Annotated in this window: 17 protein-coding genes; 6 read left to right on the top strand and 11 right to left on the bottom strand. The window is 58.0% G+C overall.

Features of this window, described 5'->3' with window-relative positions:
* Positions 1-35: 35 nt before the first annotated feature.
* Positions 36-1973, bottom strand: coding sequence for a murein transglycosylase (sltY, locus tag AC2FAJ_RS11845; protein ID WP_045631123.1), 1938 nt, complete (start codon positions 1971-1973; stop codon positions 36-38).
* Between the two features lie 227 nt (positions 1974-2200).
* On the opposite strand from sltY, the gene ettA reads away from it, so the two are divergent.
* Positions 2201-3868, top strand: a complete 1668-nt coding sequence (gene ettA, locus AC2FAJ_RS11840; protein ID WP_003856515.1) for an energy-dependent translational throttle protein EttA — start codon at positions 2201-2203, stop codon at positions 3866-3868.
* A gap of 42 nt (positions 3869-3910) precedes the next feature.
* Here the strand turns inward: ettA and AC2FAJ_RS11835 are convergent, their stop codons facing one another.
* On the bottom strand, positions 3911-4810 hold the full coding sequence (locus AC2FAJ_RS11835) for a LysR family transcriptional regulator (RefSeq protein ID WP_222567176.1): 900 nt from the start codon (positions 4808-4810) through the stop codon (positions 3911-3913).
* Between the two features lie 108 nt (positions 4811-4918).
* Between AC2FAJ_RS11835 and AC2FAJ_RS11830 the strand changes: the two genes are divergently transcribed.
* Positions 4919-5920, top strand: coding sequence for a zinc-binding alcohol dehydrogenase family protein (locus AC2FAJ_RS11830; protein ID WP_045631121.1), 1002 nt, complete (start codon positions 4919-4921; stop codon positions 5918-5920).
* Between the two features lie 40 nt (positions 5921-5960).
* Here AC2FAJ_RS11830 and nadR read toward each other — a convergent pair whose 3' ends face one another.
* Genes nadR through serB form a run of 3 tightly spaced genes read right to left on the bottom strand, consistent with a single transcriptional unit; the run spans position 5961 to position 9594 of the window.
* The gene (gene nadR, locus AC2FAJ_RS11825) at positions 5961-7193 is read right to left on the bottom strand and encodes a multifunctional transcriptional regulator/nicotinamide-nucleotide adenylyltransferase/ribosylnicotinamide kinase NadR (protein WP_003856522.1); all 1233 of its coding nucleotides are present in this window, start codon (positions 7191-7193) and stop codon (positions 5961-5963) included.
* Between the two features lie 35 nt (positions 7194-7228).
* Complete coding sequence (gene radA, locus AC2FAJ_RS11820) at positions 7229-8614, bottom strand: DNA repair protein RadA (RefSeq protein ID WP_003856523.1); 1386 nt, start codon at positions 8612-8614, stop codon at positions 7229-7231.
* Positions 8615-8625: 11 nt separating this feature from the next.
* Positions 8626-9594: a phosphoserine phosphatase gene (gene serB / locus AC2FAJ_RS11815; RefSeq protein ID WP_028015444.1), complete on the bottom strand. Its 969-nt coding sequence runs from the start codon at positions 9592-9594 to the stop codon at positions 8626-8628.
* Between the two features lie 117 nt (positions 9595-9711).
* Between serB and AC2FAJ_RS11810 the strand changes: the two genes are divergently transcribed.
* Positions 9712-10356 carry a YtjB family periplasmic protein gene (locus AC2FAJ_RS11810; RefSeq protein ID WP_028015443.1) on the top strand — a complete coding sequence of 215 codons (645 nt, stop codon included), beginning with the start codon at positions 9712-9714 and terminating at the stop codon, positions 10354-10356.
* 39 nt (positions 10357-10395) lie between these two features.
* Complete coding sequence (gene lplA, locus AC2FAJ_RS11805) at positions 10396-11412, top strand: lipoate--protein ligase (RefSeq protein WP_222567177.1); 1017 nt, start codon at positions 10396-10398, stop codon at positions 11410-11412.
* A 61-nt stretch (positions 11413-11473) separates the two neighbouring features.
* Here the strand turns inward: lplA and deoD are convergent, their stop codons facing one another.
* From deoD to deoC, 4 genes are all read right to left on the bottom strand, one after another.
* Positions 11474-12193 carry a purine-nucleoside phosphorylase gene (gene deoD / locus AC2FAJ_RS11800; RefSeq protein WP_003856538.1) on the bottom strand — a complete coding sequence of 240 codons (720 nt, stop codon included), beginning with the start codon at positions 12191-12193 and terminating at the stop codon, positions 11474-11476.
* A gap of 125 nt (positions 12194-12318) precedes the next feature.
* Positions 12319-13542, bottom strand: a complete 1224-nt coding sequence (gene deoB, locus AC2FAJ_RS11795) for a phosphopentomutase (protein WP_028015441.1) — start codon at positions 13540-13542, stop codon at positions 12319-12321.
* Between the two features lie 53 nt (positions 13543-13595).
* Positions 13596-14918, bottom strand: coding sequence for a thymidine phosphorylase (gene deoA, locus AC2FAJ_RS11790; protein WP_041911290.1), 1323 nt, complete (start codon positions 14916-14918; stop codon positions 13596-13598).
* A 103-nt stretch (positions 14919-15021) separates the two neighbouring features.
* On the bottom strand, positions 15022-15801 hold the full coding sequence (gene deoC, locus AC2FAJ_RS11785; protein ID WP_032644972.1) for a deoxyribose-phosphate aldolase: 780 nt from the start codon (positions 15799-15801) through the stop codon (positions 15022-15024).
* Between the two features lie 262 nt (positions 15802-16063).
* Between deoC and AC2FAJ_RS11780 the strand changes: the two genes are divergently transcribed.
* Together AC2FAJ_RS11780 and AC2FAJ_RS11775 are read left to right on the top strand one after the other, a co-directional pair.
* A complete protein-coding gene (locus AC2FAJ_RS11780) occupies positions 16064-17599 on the top strand; it encodes a YjjI family glycine radical enzyme (protein WP_485454177.1) in 1536 nt (511 codons plus the stop codon).
* Positions 17574-18434, top strand: a complete 861-nt coding sequence (locus AC2FAJ_RS11775) for a YjjW family glycine radical enzyme activase (protein ID WP_049137690.1) — start codon at positions 17574-17576, stop codon at positions 18432-18434. Before AC2FAJ_RS11780 ends, AC2FAJ_RS11775 begins: the two co-directional genes overlap by 26 nt.
* Here AC2FAJ_RS11775 and AC2FAJ_RS11770 read toward each other — a convergent pair.
* Both AC2FAJ_RS11770 and AC2FAJ_RS11765 read right to left on the bottom strand, forming a co-directional pair.
* On the bottom strand, positions 18429-19211 hold the full coding sequence (locus tag AC2FAJ_RS11770) for a TatD family hydrolase (protein ID WP_485454176.1): 783 nt from the start codon (positions 19209-19211) through the stop codon (positions 18429-18431). The two genes, AC2FAJ_RS11775 and AC2FAJ_RS11770, sit on opposite strands and share 6 nt — an antisense overlap.
* Positions 19208-20260 (bottom strand): patatin-like phospholipase family protein, encoded by a 1053-nt coding sequence (locus AC2FAJ_RS11765; protein ID WP_485454175.1) that lies wholly within the window; start codon positions 20258-20260, stop codon positions 19208-19210. Before AC2FAJ_RS11765 ends, AC2FAJ_RS11770 begins: the two co-directional genes overlap by 4 nt.
* Between the last annotated feature and the right edge of the window lie 5 nt (positions 20261-20265).

Here is a 20265-nt window from a genome sequence, read left to right as displayed (position 1 = left end):
CTTTAGCGAGTACAGCATAACACAACCCATGCCGATCAGTAACGTCTCTGCCACTCGGCATCGCTCATCAGGGTATCTTTCTGCCCCATGAAGTAGCGATAGTAGGCGTCATAGGCCAGCACGTTCTTCACGTAGCCGCGCGTTTCCGAGAACGGAATGCTCTCCACGAACGCCACTGCGTCAATGCGTCCTGCACTGTTGCCAAGCCAGGTGCGCACGCGGCCCGGACCGGCGTTATACGCCGCCGACGCGAAGATGCGGTTATTGCCAAACTGCTGATAGACATACTGCAAATAGCTGGTGCCGATGTTGATGTTGGTATCCGGATCGAGAAGCTGTGACGGGCTGCTGTAACCTGGAATGTTGAACATCTTCACCGTATGCGTCGCCGTCCCCGGCATAATTTGCATCAGCCCGCTGGCACCCACCGGTGAACGAACTTTCGGGTTCCATGCGCTCTCCTGACGGGCAATCGCCATGGCGTAGCTTTGCGGGATATCTTTGCCGCTGGTGTAGCGGTCAAACAGATCTTTATACGCCAGCGGGAAACGCTCTTCGAGATGGTCCCACAGCTTGCCTGAAATCGTCGCCTGCACGCTCAGATCCCACCAGCGATTATCAAACGCATAGCGGGCAAGCTGCGCTTTTTCATCCGTGGTGCGGCTGGTCACCAGGTTGGCCCACTCGCTGCGCGCGGTGTTATCCATGTTCCAGTACATCAGCTCGCGCACGCGTGCCATCTCTGGCCCCTGCGTCAGAGCGGGGTTCGCGTTAGCGGGCGCTTTGTCTATCCTGAGCGTGTACTCCTCGCCCAGCCGTTGCGCCGCCGCCATCGGGTAGAACCCGCGCTGCTGCATCAGCGAGTGAAGAATCTCTTTGGCTTCGTCTTCACGACCGCGCTCCATCAGCAGATCCGCCTGCCAGTAGCGCCATTCGTCCTTCTCTTTGGCTTCCATTGGCAAACGCGCGAGCCAGGTGTTGAGGCCACGGCGGTCGCCGGTGCCCAGCGCCATGCGCACGCGGCGCTCGACAAGCGAGGTCGAGTTTGAGCGCATGATCGCATCGTCACGCCAGCGCGCCTGTTCGTCGGTCACGTCCGTGCCCATCAGTCGCCAGGCCACGATGTCGCGCAGCTCCTGGGTTTGATCTTCATTCAGCTGCTGCGCCTGCACCAGCTGCGGGATCATCAGCCGCGCGTTTTCGACATCGTCACGCGCCACGCTGGCAAAAGCTACCGCCGCCATCTGGCGGGTAAAATCGGTCGAGCCCGTGCTGCGGGCAAAGGTCAGGACGCTGTTCGGATCGTTTGCCAGCGCGATAACCGCCGAGGAGATCGTCTGGTAATCGGACGGCATCTGCCCTGCCAGCGCGGTTACCAGACGCGTGTTGCCGGCTTTCATCGCCAGGCGGATGCGCTCAAGGTAGGCCAGCGGATCCTGCTTGCCGGAAGCGCGCCATGCGCCGAACAGGGAATCACAGGCGTTCGGCTGGCTTTTGCCGGTCAGCCACAGATCTTTCGCCCCGGCCCAGGCCTCTTCCTGCTGCCCGGTCGCCCATTTTGCATAGTAGTAATTACACTGCGCTTCGGTGGTATTCGGCTTGTCAGGGCTAAACGCCAGCAGGCCGCGCCAGTCTTCACGCCGCGCCAGCTCATTCACAAAACGAGACTGGAGATTTCGGGCAGGCGGCAGGGTCGGGTTCGCCTGAATGAAATTATTCACGGTGACGGTCGGCTGGTTCATCAGATCGTCGGTAATCTGGCGATACTCCAGATACGGATACAGCGGATAATCCTTGAGCGTCGGCATCAGCGCCTGCACGGTATCCATCTGCTTGTTGTCCCACGCCTGTTTAATCTGGGCGTAGCGGTTACGTTGTTCATCCAGTGAATCGGCATGCACCGCCTGGCTTACCGCCATTACGCATACGCTGGCAGCCAGCAGACGCCAGACCACCCGTTTGGCTTTTTCCACAAGCTCTTCCTCATTGTTTTTTCGTCAATTGCAGCGTCTTGCCACGTCAAAGTCACAACAACTTATGCTAACCAGGCATCCAGCAACGCGCCACGTCATGGACACTTTTTTACCTTTCTTGCGCGTTTTAACACTCCCGACGTTCCTGGCTGGGATTAGGGCGTGAAAAAGGCTACACTTCGAGGCTGAAATTCCTTCTCATTTACGATAAAAGAGGCGAAGTCCACGTGGCTCAATTCGTTTATACCATGCATCGTGTCGGCAAAGTTGTACCGCCGAAACGTCATATTCTTAAAAATATCTCGCTGAGCTTCTTCCCGGGCGCAAAAATTGGTGTGCTGGGTCTCAACGGTGCCGGTAAGTCCACCCTGCTGCGCATCATGGCCGGCATCGATACAGACATCGAAGGTGAAGCCCGTCCGCAGCCAGGCATCAAGATCGGCTACCTGCCGCAGGAACCTCAACTGAACCCGGAACACACCGTACGTGAATCCGTTGAAGAAGCGGTATCCGAAGTGGTTAACGCGCTGAAAGGTCTGGATGAAGTGTATGCCAAATACGCCGAGCCGGATGCGGACTTCGACAAACTGGCCGCTCAGCAGGGCAAATATGAAGAGATCATCCAGGCGCACGACGGTCACAACCTGAACGTGCAACTGGAGCGCGCGGCGGATGCCCTGCGTCTGCCGGACTGGGATGCGAAAATCGCGAATCTCTCCGGTGGTGAACGCCGCCGCGTGGCGCTGTGCCGCCTGCTGCTGGAAAAACCAGACATGCTGCTGCTCGACGAACCGACCAACCACCTGGATGCGGAATCCGTGGCGTGGCTGGAGCGCTTCCTGCACGACTTCGAAGGCACCGTTGTAGCAATTACCCACGACCGTTACTTCCTCGACAACGTCGCCGGCTGGATCCTGGAGCTGGACCGCGGTGAAGGTATTCCGTGGGAAGGCAACTACTCTTCCTGGCTGGAGCAGAAAGATCAGCGTCTGGCGCAGGAAGCGTCTCAGGAAGCGGCCCGTCGCAAGTCTATCGAGAAAGAGCTGGAGTGGGTTCGTCAGGGCGCGAAAGGCCGTCAGTCTAAGGGCAAAGCCCGTCTGGCACGCTTTGAAGAGCTGAACAACACCGAATACCAGAAACGTAACGAAACCAACGAACTGTTTATTCCGCCTGGAGCACGTCTGGGGGATAAAGTGGTTGAAGTGACCAACCTGCGTAAGTCCTACGGTGACCGCGTGCTGATCGACGATCTGACCTTTTCCGTACCGAAAGGCGCTATCGTCGGCATCATCGGTCCGAACGGCGCGGGTAAATCGACCCTGTTCCGTATGATGTCCGGTCAGGAACAGCCAGACAGCGGCTCAATCACCCTGGGTGAAACCGTGAAGCTGGCCTCCGTAGACCAGTTCCGTGACGCGATGGATAACAGCAAAACCGTGTGGGAAGAAGTCTCCGGCGGTCTGGATATCATGCGTATCGGCAACACCGAGATGCCAAGCCGCGCCTACGTTGGCCGCTTTAACTTTAAGGGCACCGACCAGGGCAAACGCGTGGGCGAGCTGTCCGGCGGCGAGCGTGGTCGTCTGCACCTGGCGAAGCTGCTGCAGGTGGGCGGTAACGTTCTGTTGCTCGATGAACCGACCAACGACCTGGATATCGAAACCCTGCGTGCACTGGAAAACGCCCTACTGGAGTTCCCGGGCTGCGCCATGGTTATCTCGCACGACCGCTGGTTCCTGGACCGTATCGCGACCCACATCCTGGACTACCAGGACGAAGGTAAAGTGGAGTTCTTCGAAGGAAACTTCACCGAATACGAAGAGTACAAAAAACGCACGCTGGGCGCAGACGCGCTGGAGCCGAAGCGTATTAAGTACAAGCGTATTGCGAAATAAGTGCCCGACTGCCGGGTGGCGGCTTCGCCTTACCCGGCTTTTTTATTTATCCACGTAATACCGCTTCACCTCGTCAAACTGCATCGCAAAGTCGATATAGCTCATCAGCGCAGGCGAATTGAGCTTCCGGCTCGGATAGGCCAGCCAGAGATCGTTACCTTCAACGCGCCATTCCGGCAGCACCTGAACCAACACCCCCTTTTCGATCTTATCTTCCAGCAGAAATGCGGGTAACAGCGTGATCCCCGCCCCGGCAATCGCGCATTCGCGGGCGTACACCAGATTATCGGTCATGTGGCCGTTGTCCGGCAGGTAGCGGTAATCCTCACCCTCGCTTCGCAGCAGCCACTCCGACCACGCCCGGTGCGTAATACAGCGGTGCTCCACCAGCTGTCGGGGATGGATTAACGGCTCGCGGCGTGCCAGGTAGTCCGGCGAGGCCAGCATGTAGCGCGGGCAGTGCCCGATCATTCTGCCTATCAGAGAGGAGTCCTGCGGCTTGCCGGTGCGCAGCGCCACGTCAAAACCGGACTCGACCAGGTCCACCACGTCGTCAGAGATCGATACATCGAGCGACACGTCAGGATAGCGAAGCTGAAACTCGGCATTCATATGCGCCAGCAGGGTCGCGCCGATCCCCGCCGGGCAGGTAATACGCAGACGGCCGCTGGGGTTTTCACGCAGGCGCTGAATGGCGTACTCCGCCCGCTCGCTGGCCGCCAGCATCTCGCGACAGTGCACCAGATAGTGCTCGCCAGCGAACGTCAGGCTGATCCTGCGCGTGGTGCGGTTAAGCAGACGGATCCCCACCTGCTGCTCCAGCTGGCTGATTCGCTGGCTGACGCTGGATTTCGGCAGCTCAGCTTTCTGCGCCGCCGCGGTAAAACTGCCCATCTCCGCCACCAGCGCAAACAGCGCCATATCCTGAAGCTGTTTAAACATGATTGTTCACCCTGTACGAACGCTGAGTTCATGATTGTCCATCTTATCATGCGGCTGGCCACTTAATAGACTAGCCTCAACAAAACGCATTCCATTGAGGAGCACACCATGTCAGTGAAAGCCATTGCCGTTAACCCAGAAAATCCGTCCACCTTCATTGAAATCACACCGCCAATGCCGACGCCTGGCGAACACGATCTGCTGGTAGAGGTGAAAGCCGTATCGATTAACCCGGTTGATACCAAAGTGCACGCAGGCATCGCCAAAAATGGGCTGAACGAGCCGCGAATTCTGGGGTGGGATGCCAGCGGGGTCGTCAAAGCCGCAGGAGCTGGCGTCACCGGCTTCAAACCAGGTGATGAGGTGTGGTACGCGGGCGACATCACCCGCCCGGGCAGCAATACCACTCATCAGCTGATAGATGCGCGCATTGTCGGCCACAAGCCTGCCAGCCTCGGCTGGGCGGCAGCCGCTGCGCTACCCTTAACTGCGCTCACCGCGTGGGAAGGTCTGTTTGAACGGCTGCATATTCAGGACGCCGAAGCGGACAAAACCCTGCTGATCATCGGCGGCGCAGGCGGCGTGGGATCGCTGGCGATCCCGTTTGCGAAGCACAACAGCAAGGTGAAGATTATCGCAACCGCTTCACGAGAAGATTCCGCCCAATGGTGCCGCGATCGCGGTGCTGACGTAGTGGTCAACTACCGCGATCTAAAAGGCGAGCTGGCGAAGCAGGGGCTTACCTTCGTGGATTATATTTTCATCCTCAACGACACCGACGGGCATTGGGATGCGGTCAGCGAACTGATTGCGCCGCAGGGGCATATTTGTTCCATCGTGGAGAATGAGCATCCGCTGAACCAGGACAAGCTGAAGTCCAAATCCGCCGCCCTGCACTGGGAGTTTATGTACACCCGCAGCATGTACAAGACGGCTGATATGGCGCGTCAGGGTGAGATCTTAAATGAGGTGGCGAAGCTGGTGGATAACGGCGTGGTGGAAAGCTCGCTCAGCGAAACCCTGCACGGGCTGAGCGTGGAAAGCATTACCGAAGCGCACCGTAAGGTGCTGGCGGGGCATATGCGCGGGAAGGTAGTGGTTGAGTTCTGAGGTATTCCCCCCTCACCCCAAAAGGGCGAGGGGGAAGTTATTACCCCTGCTCCCCCATCATCTCCTTCACCAGCTCGACGCAGCGCAGGAAGCGGGTGTCATAATCCGACTCTTCCACATGCACAAACTCAACGTTGTTCTCGTTGAGCATCTCCACCAGCATGGTCTGGAACTCGCGCCTGTCCACCGAGCTGCCCAGGCTGCGCATGCCGTCGGCCACCCACGGGGTGTTGTTTTCCAGCAGGATCACCAGGTCAAAGCGGTATTCGTCAATCAGCGCCTGCACGAACGGGTGCTCGCGCCCCTCGTACTTTTTACAGAACGCCTGGGTGGTGACGAAATCGGTATCGATAAACGCCACCTTGTTGGCGTATTTCACCGCGAAATCAATGTACTGGGCGTGCCCGAGCGCGATTTTATCGTAGTCGGAATACTGCAGTGCCATCTCGTCGCCGCCGAGGTGAGAGAAGACGTAATCGCGTCCATACTCCCACGCGCTGGTGGTGTTGAAGATGTTCGCCAGCTTGTTGACCAGCGTTGATTTACCGCTCGACTCGCCGCCCAGAATAGCCACCGTACGCACGAAGAACGGCTTCACTTCGGTCGGAATATAATCCCAGTAGCGGAACGGGTTCTCGCGGATCTGCGCCCCGCTGATGTTCATAAAGGTGCGTTTCGGGTCGATCAGCACCGTCTCGATGCCCAGATGCTCGCGGAACTGCGGCGCGTCGGACTCTTCAGAGGTGTAGATCCAGTTAGGTGCAATGCCCTTCTCTTCCATAAACGCTTTGATGCCGTTGCTCCACACGTCCCAGCCGTGCGGATACGGCTCCATGCCCTCTTCATTAAAGGCATGAATGCGAATGTTTTTCTGGTACTTAAAGGTCTGAAGCAGCCAGCGCAGGCGGTCCGGTACGGTGGGCTGCTGCGACATGGCGCTGTCTTCAAAGAGCTGGCGATCGCGCGTTTCGTCGTAGCCCATGATGATGTGCAGCTCGTCAACCTGGCTACAGGCGCGCTGGATCAGATAGATATGCCCGGTATGCAGCGGATAAAACTTGCCGAACACCACGCCGATGTTCTTTTGCATTCGCGGGAACTCCAGCCCCAGAAAGCGGTGCAGCGCTTCAAGCTTCTGCGCGCTGGGGCTTTTGATTTTGGCGTTCAGCAACTGGCTCAGGTAGCCTTTGGTCATGCCGCTGGCGTCCGCCACCTGCTGCAGCGTGCAGCCCTTCTGGCGGATCGCGGTCTTGATGTAGTCAAATGATGACATAAATTACGGTGCCTCCTGCAAAATCGAATACGTAATTATAAGTCGTCAAAGACATTTAACGCATCTGCGAGTTTCTTAACGCCAAAGACCTGCATCCCTTCCGGGATTTTTTTCGGCACGTTGGCGGCCGGAACAATCGCGCGGCGGAAGCCGTGCTTTGCCGCCTCGGAGATACGCTCCTGGCCGCTGGGCACCGGACGGATTTCCCCGGCCAGACCCACTTCACCGAAGACGACCAGATCCTGCGGCAGCGGTCTGTCGCGCAGGCTGGAGACCATCGCCAGCAGCAACGCCAGGTCTGCGCTGGTCTCAGTGACTTTCACCCCGCCAACCACATTGACGAACACATCCTGATCCGCCATCTGCAGTCCGCCGTGACGGTGCAGCACCGCCAGCAGGATCGCCAGGCGGTTCTGCTCCAGACCGACCGCCACGCGCCGCGGGTTACCCATCATCGAGTGATCCACCAGCGCCTGAATTTCAACCAACAGCGGGCGCGTCCCTTCCCACAGCACCATTACCGAACTGCCGGAGGTGATCTCATCGCCGCGGCTCAGGAAGATGGCCGACGGGTTGCTGACCTCGCGCAGCCCCTGCTCGGTCATAGCAAACACACCCAGCTCATTCACCGCGCCGAAGCGGTTCTTGTGGCTGCGCAGGGTGCGGAAGCGGGAATCCGCGTCGCCGTCGAGCATCACCGAGCAGTCGATACAGTGTTCGAGCACCTTCGGACCCGCCAGAGAGCCATCTTTGGTCACATGGCCGACCATCACAATCGCCACGCCGCGCGTTTTGGCAAAGCGCGTCAGGTAAGCGGCGGTCTCACGCACCTGCGCCACGCTGCCCGGCGAGGACTGAATGTCCGCCATGTGCATCACCTGAATGGAGTCGATCACCATCAGCTTCGGCTGCTCTTCTTCGGCGATCATGCAGATCTGCTCGATGCTGGTTTCCGACAGCATGTTCAGATTGCCGGTCGGCAGGCCCAGGCGGTGCGCGCGCATCGCCACCTGCTGGAGGGATTCTTCACCCGTCACGTACAGGGTTTTCATCTGTTCGGCGAGCTTGCAGAGCGTTTGCAGCAGCAGGGTCGATTTCCCCGCCCCCGGGTTACCGCCGATCAGAATCGCGCTGCCCGGCACCACGCCGCCGCCGAGCACGCGGTCAAACTCTTTGAAGCCGGTGGAAAAGCGCGGCAGCGCTTCCAGGCTGATATCAGAAAGCTTTTGCACCTTCGACACGCCTGCATTGCCCGCATAGCCGCTCAGGCGCTCATTGCGGGCCACGCTCGGCGAAGCCGCCACACCACGCACTTCGGTGATGGTGTTCCAGGCATGACAGGCGCTGCATTGCCCCTGCCAGCGCGGATAATCCGCACCACATTCATTACAGACAAATGCGCGTTTTGGAGCTTTCGCCACGGTTTACCTCATTATTTCTGATTAAGGCTGCCGGAGAGAATGCAGAACACCCCCATCAGGTCAGCGTGACGGATAGTGACTTCCGTCTTTTCATTCACTTTTGGTTTGGCATGGTAGGCAATGCCAAGGCCAGCCACTTTGATCATTGGCAGATCGTTCGCGCCGTCGCCAATGCCGACGGTCTGCTCGACCGGAATCTCATACTTTTCCGCCAGGCGCGTCAGGGTATTGGCTTTGTACTGGGCATCCACGATATCGCCGATCACCTGGCCGGTCAGCTTGCCGTCCATGATTTCCAGCTCGTTAGCGACCACCGTGGTCAGATGCAGTTTCTCGCGTAGATAATCCGCAAAGAAGGTAAAGCCACCGGAGGCGATCGCCACTTTCCAGCCGAGGGACTGGAGCTTCAGCACCAGCTGCGTCAGCCCCGGCATCAGCGGCAGCACGTCGCGCACCTGGCGCAGGATGTTAGCATCGGCCCCTTTCAGGGTCGCCACGCGCTGGCGCAGGCTGGCGGTGAAGTCCAGCTCGCCGCGCATCGCACGCTCGGTGACTTCCGCCACCAGCTCGCCGCTGCCTGCCAGTTTAGCAATCTCGTCAATACATTCGATCTGAATAGCGGTGGAGTCCATGTCCATCACCAGCAGACCCGGCGTTTTCAGGTGCGGAATTTTGCCGAGAGGCGCTACGTCCAGCCCGGCGTCATGCGCCAGACGCGTGGCGCGCTGCGTCAGGGAACCCGCGAGGCGAATGACCTGGTAATCTTCCACGCACCAGGCGGCAACAATGACCATCGCCGCGCCCAGTTTGGTTTGATACTGGGTCAGGCGTTGCTTATCCAGACCGCGTCCATAGAGGAGCCAGCCGCTACGGCCAGCGTGGTAATCCAGAGGCATCACCTCATCGCCACTTAACGAGAGCGGCAATCCTGGCCATAAAGAGACATCCGTTGGCAGGTCACACCAGGTAATGTTCGGCATTAAAGCTCCTGTAATTTTGTTCGCGCCGGAAGGTTCCAGAGGGAAAATAACGCATGAGGCTACCCTGTAACCAACACTTCTGGCAACATTAAGCCCTAAATTTTCAGCAGGTGGAATATGGCTCGCGCAAAACTGAAATTCCGGCTTCATCGCGCCGTGATTGTCCTGATCTGTCTCGCACTGTTAGTCGCATTGATGCAAGGGGCATCGTGGTTTAGCCAGAATCATCAGCGGCAGCGCAACCCGCAGTTTGAAGAGCTGGCCCGTACCCTGGCGCGTCAGGTGACGCTCAACGTTGCGCCCCTGATGCGCAATGAAACGCCGGACGATAAGCGGATAGGCCAGGTCTTGCGTCAGCTCACGGAAAACAGCCGCATTCTGGATGCGGGCGTGTACGATGAAAAAGGCGACCTGATTGCCCGCGCCGGTGAGCACGTCGACGTGCGCGACAGGCTGGCGCTGGACGGCAAAAAAGCCGGAGGCTATTTCAACCAGCAGATTGTCGAACCCGTTCAGGGTAAAAATGGCCCGCTGGGGTATCTGCGCCTGACGCTGGATACCCATACCCTGCCAACAGAAGCTAAGCAGGTGGATAACACCACCAATATTCTGCGCCTGATGCTGTTACTCTCGCTGGCGATTGGCGTCGTGCTGGCGCGCACGTTGCTTCAGGGCAAGCGTACCCGCTGGCAGCAGTCGCCGTTCCTGCTGACCGCCAGCAGGTCGGTTCCCGAAGACGAAGAGAGCGAGAAGAAGGAATAGTGATAAAGTAGGCGAAAGATATGGAAAAGGAACTCTGCCATGACGACGTTACGCCTGCTTATCTCTGACTCTCACGATCCCTGGTTTAATCTCGCGGTTGAAGAGTGCATCTTCCGCCAGATGCCCGCCACCCAGCGCGTCCTGTTTCTCTGGCGTAACGCCGATACGGTGGTCATCGGCCGCGCGCAAAACCCGTGGAAAGAGTGCAATACCCGGCGTATGGAAGAGGACAACGTCCGTCTCGCACGCAGGAGCAGCGGCGGCGGCGCGGTGTTTCACGATCTGGGCAATACCTGCTTTACCTTTATGGCGGGAAAACCGGAATACGACAAAACTATCTCTACGTCTATTGTGCTCAACGCGCTCAATGCGCTAGGCGTGACGGCTGAAGCCTCGGGGCGGAACGATCTCGTGGTCAAAACGCCCGAGGGCGACCGCAAGATCTCCGGCTCCGCCTACCGCGAAACGATGGATCGCGGGTTCCACCACGGCACCCTGCTGCTGAACGCCGACCTGAGCCGTCTGGCGAACTACCTAAATCCTGATAAGAAAAAGCTCCAGGCTAAGGGCATTACCTCCGTGCGCGGACGCGTGGCGAATCTGGTGGAGCTGCTGCCGGGGATTACGCACGAGCAGATTTGCGACGCGATCCGTGAAGCGTTCTTTGAACATTACGGCGAGCGCGTGGATGCGGAAGTGATTTCGCCGGATAAGACCCCGGATCTGCCCAACTTCGCCGAAACCTTTGCACGCCAGAGCAGCTGGGAATGGAACTTCGGTCAGGCGCCTGCGTTTTCCCATCTGCTGGATGAGCGTTTTACCTGGGGCGGCGTGGAGCTGCACTTTGACGTGGAGAAAGGCCACATTACCCGTACGCAGGTGTTTACCGATAGCCTGAACCCGGCACCGTTAGAGGCGCTGGCGGCTCGTTTGCAGGGCTGTTTGTATCGGGCGGATATGCTGCAGCAGGAGTGCGACGCGCTGACAGGGGATTTTCCGGAGCAGGAAAAAGAGCTGCGGGAGCTGTCGGCGTGGATTGCACAGGCCGTGCGCTAAGTGCGGTTTGGTGCCCTCACCCCGGCCCTCTCCCACAGGGAGAGGGAGGGAAGAGACAGAATTACTCTTTATCGCCCAGCAGAACGGATTCCAGCGCGATTTTGATCATGTCGTTGAAGGTGGTCTGACGCTCGGCAGCGGTGGTCTGCTCGTGGGTACGGATGTGGTCAGACACGGTGCAGATGGTCAGCGCTTTCGCACCAAACTCAGCCGCCACGCCGTAGATACCGGCCGCTTCCATTTCCACGCCCAGGATGCCGTATTTTTCCATCACGTCGAACATGTCGCCTTCTGGCGAGTAGAACAGATCGGCAGAGAACAGGTTGCCCACGCGCGCGTCAACGCCCAGCGCTTTTGCCGCGTCAACCGCGTTACGCACCATGTCAAAGTCAGCGATTGCCGCAAAGTCATGATCCTTAAAGCGGATGCGGTTAACTTTAGAGTCGGTACATGCGCCCATGCCGATCACCACGTCACGCAGCTTAACGTCCATACGCACCGCACCGCAGGAGCCTACGCGGATGATTTTCTTCACGCCGAAATCGGTGATCAGCTCTTTGGTGTAGATGGAGCAGGACGGGATACCCATGCCGTGGCCCATAACGGAGATTTTGCGGCCTTTATAGGTACCGGTGAAGCCCAGCATGCCGCGAACGTTGTTCACTTCACGCACGTCTTCGAGGAAGGTTTCTGCAATGTGCTTCGCGCGCAGCGGGTCGCCCGGCATCAATACGACGTCAGCGAAATCACCCATTTCTGCATTAATGTGAGGAGTTGCCATCTTCAGTTCCTTTTACATTGTTGTTTTTGCCGGGTGGCGGCTACGCCTTACCCGGCCTACATTCTGTTCTCCCTCTCCCTGTGGGAGAGGGCCGGGGTGAGGGCATCAGGCCGCACCCAATCCGTTTAGAACATGGCCTTGCCATATTCCATGTCAGACGTACCAAAGTATTTCGCAATGGTCTGGCCGATGTCCGCGAAGGTTTCACGGTGACCGAGCGAGCCCGGCTTCACTTTCGGGCCGTACACCAGTACCGGAATATGCTCACGGGTGTGGTCGGTACCGGTCCAGGTTGGGTCACAGCCGTGGTCTGCGGTCAGGATCAGAATGTCATCTTCCCCCACCAGCTCCATCAGCTCCGGCAGACGGCGGTCAAACAGCTCCAGGCCCGCAGCATAACCGGCTACATCGCGACGGTGGCCCCAGGAGGAGTCGAAGTCCACGAAGTTGGTGAAGACAATGGTCTTATCGCCCGCTTCTTTCATCTCTTTGATAGTGGCATCGAACAGCGCATCCAGACCGGTCGCTTTCACTTTTTTGGTGATACCGCAGTTGGCGTAGATATCCGCTATTTTGCCCACGGACACCACGTGACCGCCCTTCTCGTCAACCAGCTTCTGCAGCACGGTTGGCGCCGGTGGCTCAACGGCCAGGTCATGACGGTTACCGGTACGCTGGAAGTTACCCGCTTTGTCGCCGATAAACGGACGTGCGATAACGCGGCCAATGTTGTAGCCGCCTTCGGTCAGCTCTTCACGGGCGATTTCGCACAGTTCGTAGAGTTTATCCAGGCCAAACGTCTCTTCGTGGCAGGCAATCTGGAACACGGAGTCAGCAGAGGTGTAGAAAATCGGCTTGCCGGTTTTCATGTGCTCTTCGCCGAGCTGATCCAGAATCACGGTGCCGGAAGAGTGGCAGTTACCGAGGTAGCCCGGCAGGTTGGCACGCTTCACCAGCTTATCGAGCAGCTCCTGCGGGAAGCTGTTCTCGTGATCGGAGAAGTAGCCCCAGTCGAACAGCACCGGCACGCCGGCGATTTCCCAGTGACCGGACGGGGTATCTTTCCCGGAAGAGAGCTCGTGCGCCCAGGCGTAGGCGCCCACCACTTCCGCGTTGCCGTCCATACCGGCTGCGATTTTACCGGTAGAGCCTTCATGTGCTTTTACCAGCCCGAGGCGGGTCAGGTTAGGTAGAGTCAGAGGGCCTTTACGACCGTTGTCCGCTTCGCCTTTTGCACAGGCTTCCGCGATGTGACCCATGGTATCGGAACCCACGTCACCAAAACGTTCTGCATCTTCGGTTGCGCCGATGCCGAATGAGTCCAGCACCATAATAAATGCACGTTTCATAATTGTTCTCCGTACTTAGTGCTTCATAAAAATGCGATCAGATCAGTATACCGCTATTCAGTGATACGACGATAGACCGTCGGTGTGGTTTCCGGTGCTTTATCGTCAAGAGATATTGCCGCTTTCACCGCTTTCGCCGCGTCCTGCCAGCTGGCTTCGTCTTTCGCGTGGATCACCGCCAGCGGACGTTGGCCGTCGACGCTGTCGCCCAGACGGGCCATGTCGGTAAAGCCGACGCTGTAATCAATGGTGTCCGATGCCTGACGACGACCGCCGCCCATAGATACAACAGCCATACCAAGCGCGCGGGTGTCCATGGCGGAGACAAAACCTTCGCCATCCGCATAAACAGCTTTGCTGAGCATCGCGGTCGGCAGGTATTTCGCGTAGTTTTCGACGAAATCGGTCGGGCCTTTCTGCGCCGCCACCATGCGGCCAAAGATCTCCGCCGCTTTGCCGTTGTCCAGCACCGCCTGAAGCTTCGCGCGGGCTTCCGCGTCGTCTTTGGCCAGCTTGCCGGAGATGAGCATCTCAACGCACAGCGCCATGGTGACATCGAACAGGCGCGGGTTACGGTATTCACCTGTGAGGAACTGCACGGCTTCGCGGACTTCAACCGCGTTACCGGCGCTGGAGGCCAGCACTTGGTTCATGTCGGTCAGCAGCGCGGTGGTGCGCACGCCCGCGCCGTTGGAGACGCCAACGATCGCTTCGGCAAGCTGAGCAGAGAGTTCATAGGTCGGCATAAACGCGCCGCTGCCCACCTTCACGTCCATCACCAGCGCGTCCAGCCCTTCCGCCAGTTTTTTGGCGAGGATAGAGGCGGTGATCAGCGGGATGGAGTCTACGGTGGCGGTAATATCACGCGTCGCGTAAAAACGCTTGTCTGCCGGAGCAAGAGAGCTGGTCTGGCCGATAATCGCCACGCCAACGTCTTTAATAATATCGCGGAAGCGATTGTCATCCGGGAAGATATCGAAGCCCGGAATGGCTTCCAGTTTGTCGAGCGTACCGCCGGTGTGGCCCAGGCCGCGCCCGGAGATCATGGGAACATAACCGCCGCAGGCTGCCACCATAGGGCCGAGCATCAGCGAAGTCACATCACCCACGCCGCCGGTGGAGTGTTTGTCCACAATCGGGCCGTTGAGGTTGAGGCTTTTCCAGTCCAGAACGGTTCCTGAATCTCGCATCGCCATGGTCAGCGACACGCGCTCAGGCATCGACATATCGTGGAAGAAAATGGTCATCGCCAGAGCCGCAATCTGCCCTTCTGAGACGGTGTTGTCACGAATGCCGTTGATGAAGAAGCGAATTTCTTCGTCGCTTAAAGCAAGACCATCACGTTTTTTACGAATAATTTCTTGTGCGAGAAACACGGTAACCCCCATGCGGAATCGGGTGAATGGCGGCGGGTACGCTTACCCGCCCTGCGATCCTGTAGGCCGGATAAGCGAAGCGTCATCCGGCATTGTCTGGCAATCAGTAGCTGCTTGCGCTCTTACCGTCGCCGTGACCCAGCGCCTTCAGCAGGCTTGCCAGCAGGCTGGACGCGCCGAAGCGGTAGTGGCGGGAGTCAGCCCACTCAGCGCCAAACAGTTCGTCGGCAATCGCCAGGAACTGCTGCGCGTCTTCCGCGGTACGTACGCCGCCCGCAGGCTTGAAGCCCACGGTTTTGGACACGCCCATATCGCGGATAACTTCCATCATGATGCGCGCGCTTTCCGGCGTGGCATTGACCGGCACTTTACCGGTAGAGGTTTTGATGAAATCCGCACCGGCTTTGATGGAGATTTCTGACGCCTTACGAATCAGGGCCTCTTCTTTCAGCTCACCGGTTTCGATGATCACTTTCAGCAGCACGTTTGCCGCCGCACACGCGTCTTTACAGGCTTTCACCAGGTCAAAACCGACCTGCTCGTTGCCGGCAATCAGCGCGCGGTACGGGAACACCACGTCAACTTCGTCTGCACCGTAGGCAATTGCCGCGCGGGTTTCCGCCAGCGCAATCTCAATGTCGTCATTGCCGTGCGGGAAGTTAGTCACGGTTGCAATGCGCACGTCCGGCGTGCCCTGCTCTTTCAGCGTTTTGCGGGCAATCGGGATAAAGCGCGGGTAGATACAGACGGCGGCGGTGTTACCCACTGGCGTTTTTGCCTGATGGCACAGGGCGATGACTTTTTCATTGGTGTCGTCATCGTTCAGGGTGGTCAGGTCCATCAGCTTCAACGCGCGCAGGCTGCTTGCAGTTAAATCGGTCATAACATTCTCCAACGGCAGTGCCGTATAAATTTTACCTTGCGGGTCTGTGAGTATTCTAACATTCACCCGCATCCACACTTCGACATTCATCACAGTTAATGAAAACTGCGTACAAATTTGCATTACTGTAATGAGATCTTCTTCAAACTTTAGCGTGCAAATTGCTGACTAAAGCAGCGATACCCCTTGTTGGATCAAAAGCGCCGGCAGGCTGGCTTCCTACAATCCGTTCATCATCCGCAGAACATTCAAGGAAGTGAACATGCCCGACGCCCTGCAACAACGTTGCCAGCACATTGTGACAAGCCCGCTGTTAACCCCGGAGCAAAAACGTCATTTTCTGGCGCTGGAAGCGGAAAATTACCTGCCCTACCCGACGCTATCTCCGGCCGCCCGCGCCGCGCTGGACGAGGGGTTTATCTGCGACATGTACGAAGGTCATGCCCCCTACAAACCGCGTTACGTGCTGCCGGATTATGAAAAATTCCTGGCTAACGGTTCGGAATGGCTGGAGCTGGAAGGCGCGAAAGATCTTGATGACGCCCTCTCTCTGTTAACTATTCTCTATCACCATGTTCCTTCAGTGACATCAATGCCGGTCTATCTGGGGCAGCTTGATGCGCTACTGAACCCGTATGTTAGAATTCTAACACAAGAAGAAATCGATAGCCGAATAAAACGTTTCTGGCGCTATCTCGACAGAACGCTGCCCGATGCGTTTATGCATGCCAACATCGGGCCCGCCGACGGCCCTGTCACCCGTGCCATTCTGCGTGCAGATGCTGAACTGAAGCAGGTTGCGCCCAATCTGACCTTTATCTACGATCCTGAGATCACCCCAGACGATTTACTGCTTGAGGTGGCAAAAAACATTTGTGAATGCAGCAAACCGCATATTTCAAACGGTCCGGTGAATGATAAAATTTTCACAAAAGGGCGTTTTGGCGTGGTGAGCTGTTACAACTCTCTGCCGCTGGCGGGCGGTGGCAGCACCCTGGTGCGCCTTAACCTCAAGGCAATCGCCGAACACAGCACATCCATTGACGACTTCTTCACCCACACGCTACCGCACTACTGCCAGCAGCAAATCGCCATCATCGATGCGCGCTGCGATTTTCTGTACGGGCAATCCGGCTTCTTTCAGAATAGCTTCCTGGTAAAAGAGGGGCTGATTGATGCCGATCGGTTTGTGCCGATGTTTGGCATGTACGGTCTTGCCGAAGCGGTGAACGTACTGTGTAAGAAAGCAGGCATGGCGGGGCGTTACGGGAAAGACGAGCAGGCCAACGCGCTGGGTTATCGCATCAGCGAACAGCTTGCGGCGTTTGTTGAAAATACGTCGGTGAGGCACGGCTGGAAGCATCGCGCGATGCTGCACGCCCAGTCAGGCATCAGCTCCGATTCGGGCACCACGCCGGGGGCGCGTCTGCCGTACGGTGACGAGCCGGATCCTGTCAGTCATCTGCTGGCCGTAGCGCCACACCATAAACACTATCATTCCGGGATCAGCGATATTTTAACGCTGGATGAGACGGTAAAACGCAATCCGCAGGCGGTGGTTCAGCTTTGCCTGGGGGCGTTCAGGGCCGGTATGCGTGAGTTCACCGCGAATGTGGCCGGTAACGATCTGGTACGCGTGACCGGCTATATGGTTCGCTTGTCGGATCTGGAGAAATACCGGGAAGCGGGTTCAAGAACGAACACCACGTGGCTGGGGGAAGAGGCCGCACGCAATACCCGTATTCTGGAACGTCAGCCGCGCGTGATAAGCCATGAACAGCAGATGCGCTTTAGTTAGTCAGGTCATCCCCTTCTCCTGCGTGGACGGGCCGGGCAGCCGCCTGGCGCTGTTCCTGCAGGGCTGCAACCTGCGCTGCAAAACCTGCCACAACCCGTGGACCATCGGGCGCTGCAACGATTGCGGGGACTGCGTGCCCCACTGCCCGCACGACGCGCTGACCATTCAGGCCGGACGCGTCTGGTGGCAGGAGAGTCACTGCCAGCAGTGCGACACCTGCCTGCGCCTGTGCCAGCAGCAGGCCACGCCCATGGCGCACCGCCTGAGCGTCGACGAGATCCTCGTTCAGGTCCGTAAATCCGCGCCCTTTATCGAAGGGATCACCGTGAGCGGCGGCGAAGCCACAACCCAACTGCCGTTTTTGATCGCCCTGTTTACCGCGATCAAAACCGATCCTGAGCTACATCATTTAACCTGCCTGGTAGACAGCAACGGTCTGCTAAGCGAAACCGGCTGGCAAAAACTGCTGCCGGTGCTGGATGGCGCAATGCTGGATCTCAAAGCGTGGGGGAATGAACATCACCGCTTCCTGACCGGACGCGAAAACCCGCAGATTAAGGAGAGCATTCGCTGGCTGGCAGACCGTCACCGTTTGACGGAGCTCCGCTTGCTGGTCATCCCGGAACAGTGTGATTATCTGGAACATATCAAACCGTTGATCGCGTTCATCCTCGAGCTGGGGAATGTTCCGGTGCGTATTAACGCGTTTCATGCACACGGGGTCTACGGCGAGGCGGCGTCATGGCGCAGCGCCACGCAGGAGGATATTGAACCGCTGGCGCGGGCGCTGGAAAAACAGAAGATAACGGTGATTCGTCCGGCGCTATATCTATAGCGTGATACCAAAAACCGAACGGGTATTTTCGAGCAGCGCGCTGGCAATGACCTCTTCAGGTTCCTGACGCAGTTCGCACAGCACGTCAAATACCCGCGCCGCCTGTTCCGGGCGATTCGGCTGCCCCTGAAAACCATTCAGCGGCATATCGGGGGCATCCGTTTCCAGTAACAGCGCAGAGAGAGGCAGCTGCGCCATTACGTCACGGGTTTTACTGGCGCGCGGATAGGAGATGGTGCCACCGACGCCAATTTTATAGCCCAGTTCAATAAAACGCTGCGCCTGCTGCAGGCTGCCGGAAAAACCATGCACTACGCCTCTTCGCGGCAGGTCGATGCGCTTCAGGTGCATCGCCAGTTTGTCATGAGTGCGTCGGGAGTGGAGGATCACCGGCAGATCGTGACGCTTTGCCAGCCGAAGCTGCGCGTCCAGGATCGTCTGCTGGCGTTCAAACTGCGGATCTTCGCGATAGAGATCGAGGCCGATCTCGCCAATAGCGACAAGTTTCTCTCCTGCACGTTGCAGCACCCGATCCAGCTCTTCAAGATGCTCATCACGATGGCGCTCAATCACAATCGGATGCAGGCCGAGCGCGGCATAAAGCGCGGAGTATCGCGCGGAAAGATCCAGCACGCGGGTAAAATAGGCCGCTTCAACCGACGGCACAATGATGGCCTGCACGCCGGCTTCGGCAGCTTTCGCAATGCTTTGCGCTTCATTCCCCGTAAACGGCGGAAAATCAAAATGGCAGTGGGTATCAACAAAGCGGTGCGTCACGCCAGATCCTCATTATCCAGTAAAGCGTCATTCGCCTGCGGAATGTCCACCAGCGGCATGGTCAGGGCGTCATTGGCGACAATTGCAGGTGGCGTAATAATGCGTTTATGCCGATGCAGAGGCGGTTGCTCGGCCAGCATTTTCCCGACGGTCGCCAGGAAGTAACGCCCGCACAGCCGCCCCGTTTTGTAATCCATACGCAACGCAGGCAACCGGCTGCCCAACGCCATGCTCAGCAGCGGCTTAGGCGGATAAATTTCAAAGATGCGCAGCTTGCCCGGGGGTTTTTCAATAAAGCGCTGCATCGCGCCGTAGGTGATTTCATGCTGCTTCGCGATGTTCACCAGCGGCTGCAGGCTGCTGTCGCCCAGCCAGCGCTCCATCCGCTTAAACCACTGGGGGGTGTAATACATTTGCGACGGAACGGTACGGATCACCACGATAGTTTTCGCCCCGCGTCGCGCGGCTTCCTGCACCGGCACCGCGTCGCTGATGCCGCCGTCCAGATAGCTGATGCCATCCAGCAGCGCGCCGGTACGATAAAAACCGGGAATAGCGCTGGAGGCGCGGATGATGTCGAGCCAGTTCTCCTTCTGCGGTGAGAAATAGCCCGGCGAATAGTCATCCCCCCGGCTGGCGCACATCCAGAATTCTTTGCCGCTATCAAACAGGCGGGCAGCGGTATCCATGGCCAGCGGCATCTGGCTGGAGGTCGACTCCAGCAGCCAGTCGAGATCGATCAGGTTGCCGCCGCGCACGAAGCGCACCGGGTTAAAAAATTCTTTCGCCGTGGTGAAGCGCATGATCACTTTTCGCGCGTAGCCGGGCTGGTTACAGACATAGGCAGAGAGATTCTGCGCCCCGGCGGACGTGCCGAAGTAGAGGTCAAACGGGTTGAACTGCGCGCGCATAAATTCATCCAGCACGCCGGCGGTGAAAATGCCGCGCTGTCCTCCCCCCTCGCAGACCAGTGCGAGTTGACCCGCACTAAACGGTTTTAACGTCAGCGGCGCAATATTGCCGAGCGTAACGGGAATTCGTTGCCCCACCTCTG

The sequence above is a fragment of the Enterobacter cloacae complex sp. 385G4 genome, from assembly GCF_057320665.1.
The sequence above is the reverse complement of the archived record's forward strand: the minus strand, read 5'-3'. Positions and strand labels throughout refer to the sequence as shown.

Excerpts from the sequence above, each read along its gene's own strand:
- deoC (WP_032644972.1), bottom strand. The coding sequence starts at position 15,801 with ATGACCGATTTAACTGCAAGCAGCCTGCGCGCGTTGAAGCTGATGGAC.
- AC2FAJ_RS11835 (WP_222567176.1), bottom strand. The coding sequence starts at position 4,810 with ATGTTTAAACAGCTTCAGGATATGGCGCTGTTTGCGCTGGTGGCGGAG.
- deoD (WP_003856538.1), bottom strand. The coding sequence starts at position 12,193 with ATGGCAACTCCTCACATTAATGCAGAAATGGGTGATTTCGCTGACGTC.
- AC2FAJ_RS11780 (WP_485454177.1), top strand. The coding sequence starts at position 16,064 with ATGCCCGACGCCCTGCAACAACGTTGCCAGCACATTGTGACAAGCCCG.
- serB (WP_028015444.1), bottom strand. The coding sequence starts at position 9,594 with ATGCCGAACATTACCTGGTGTGACCTGCCAACGGATGTCTCTTTATGG.
- nadR (WP_003856522.1), bottom strand. The coding sequence starts at position 7,193 with ATGTCATCATTTGACTACATCAAGACCGCGATCCGCCAGAAGGGCTGC.
- AC2FAJ_RS11775 (WP_049137690.1), top strand. The coding sequence starts at position 17,574 with ATGAACAGCAGATGCGCTTTAGTTAGTCAGGTCATCCCCTTCTCCTGC.
- AC2FAJ_RS11810 (WP_028015443.1), top strand. The coding sequence starts at position 9,712 with ATGGCTCGCGCAAAACTGAAATTCCGGCTTCATCGCGCCGTGATTGTC.
- AC2FAJ_RS11830 (WP_045631121.1), top strand. The coding sequence starts at position 4,919 with ATGTCAGTGAAAGCCATTGCCGTTAACCCAGAAAATCCGTCCACCTTC.
- deoB (WP_028015441.1), bottom strand. The coding sequence starts at position 13,542 with ATGAAACGTGCATTTATTATGGTGCTGGACTCATTCGGCATCGGCGCA.
- lplA (WP_222567177.1), top strand. The coding sequence starts at position 10,396 with ATGACGACGTTACGCCTGCTTATCTCTGACTCTCACGATCCCTGGTTT.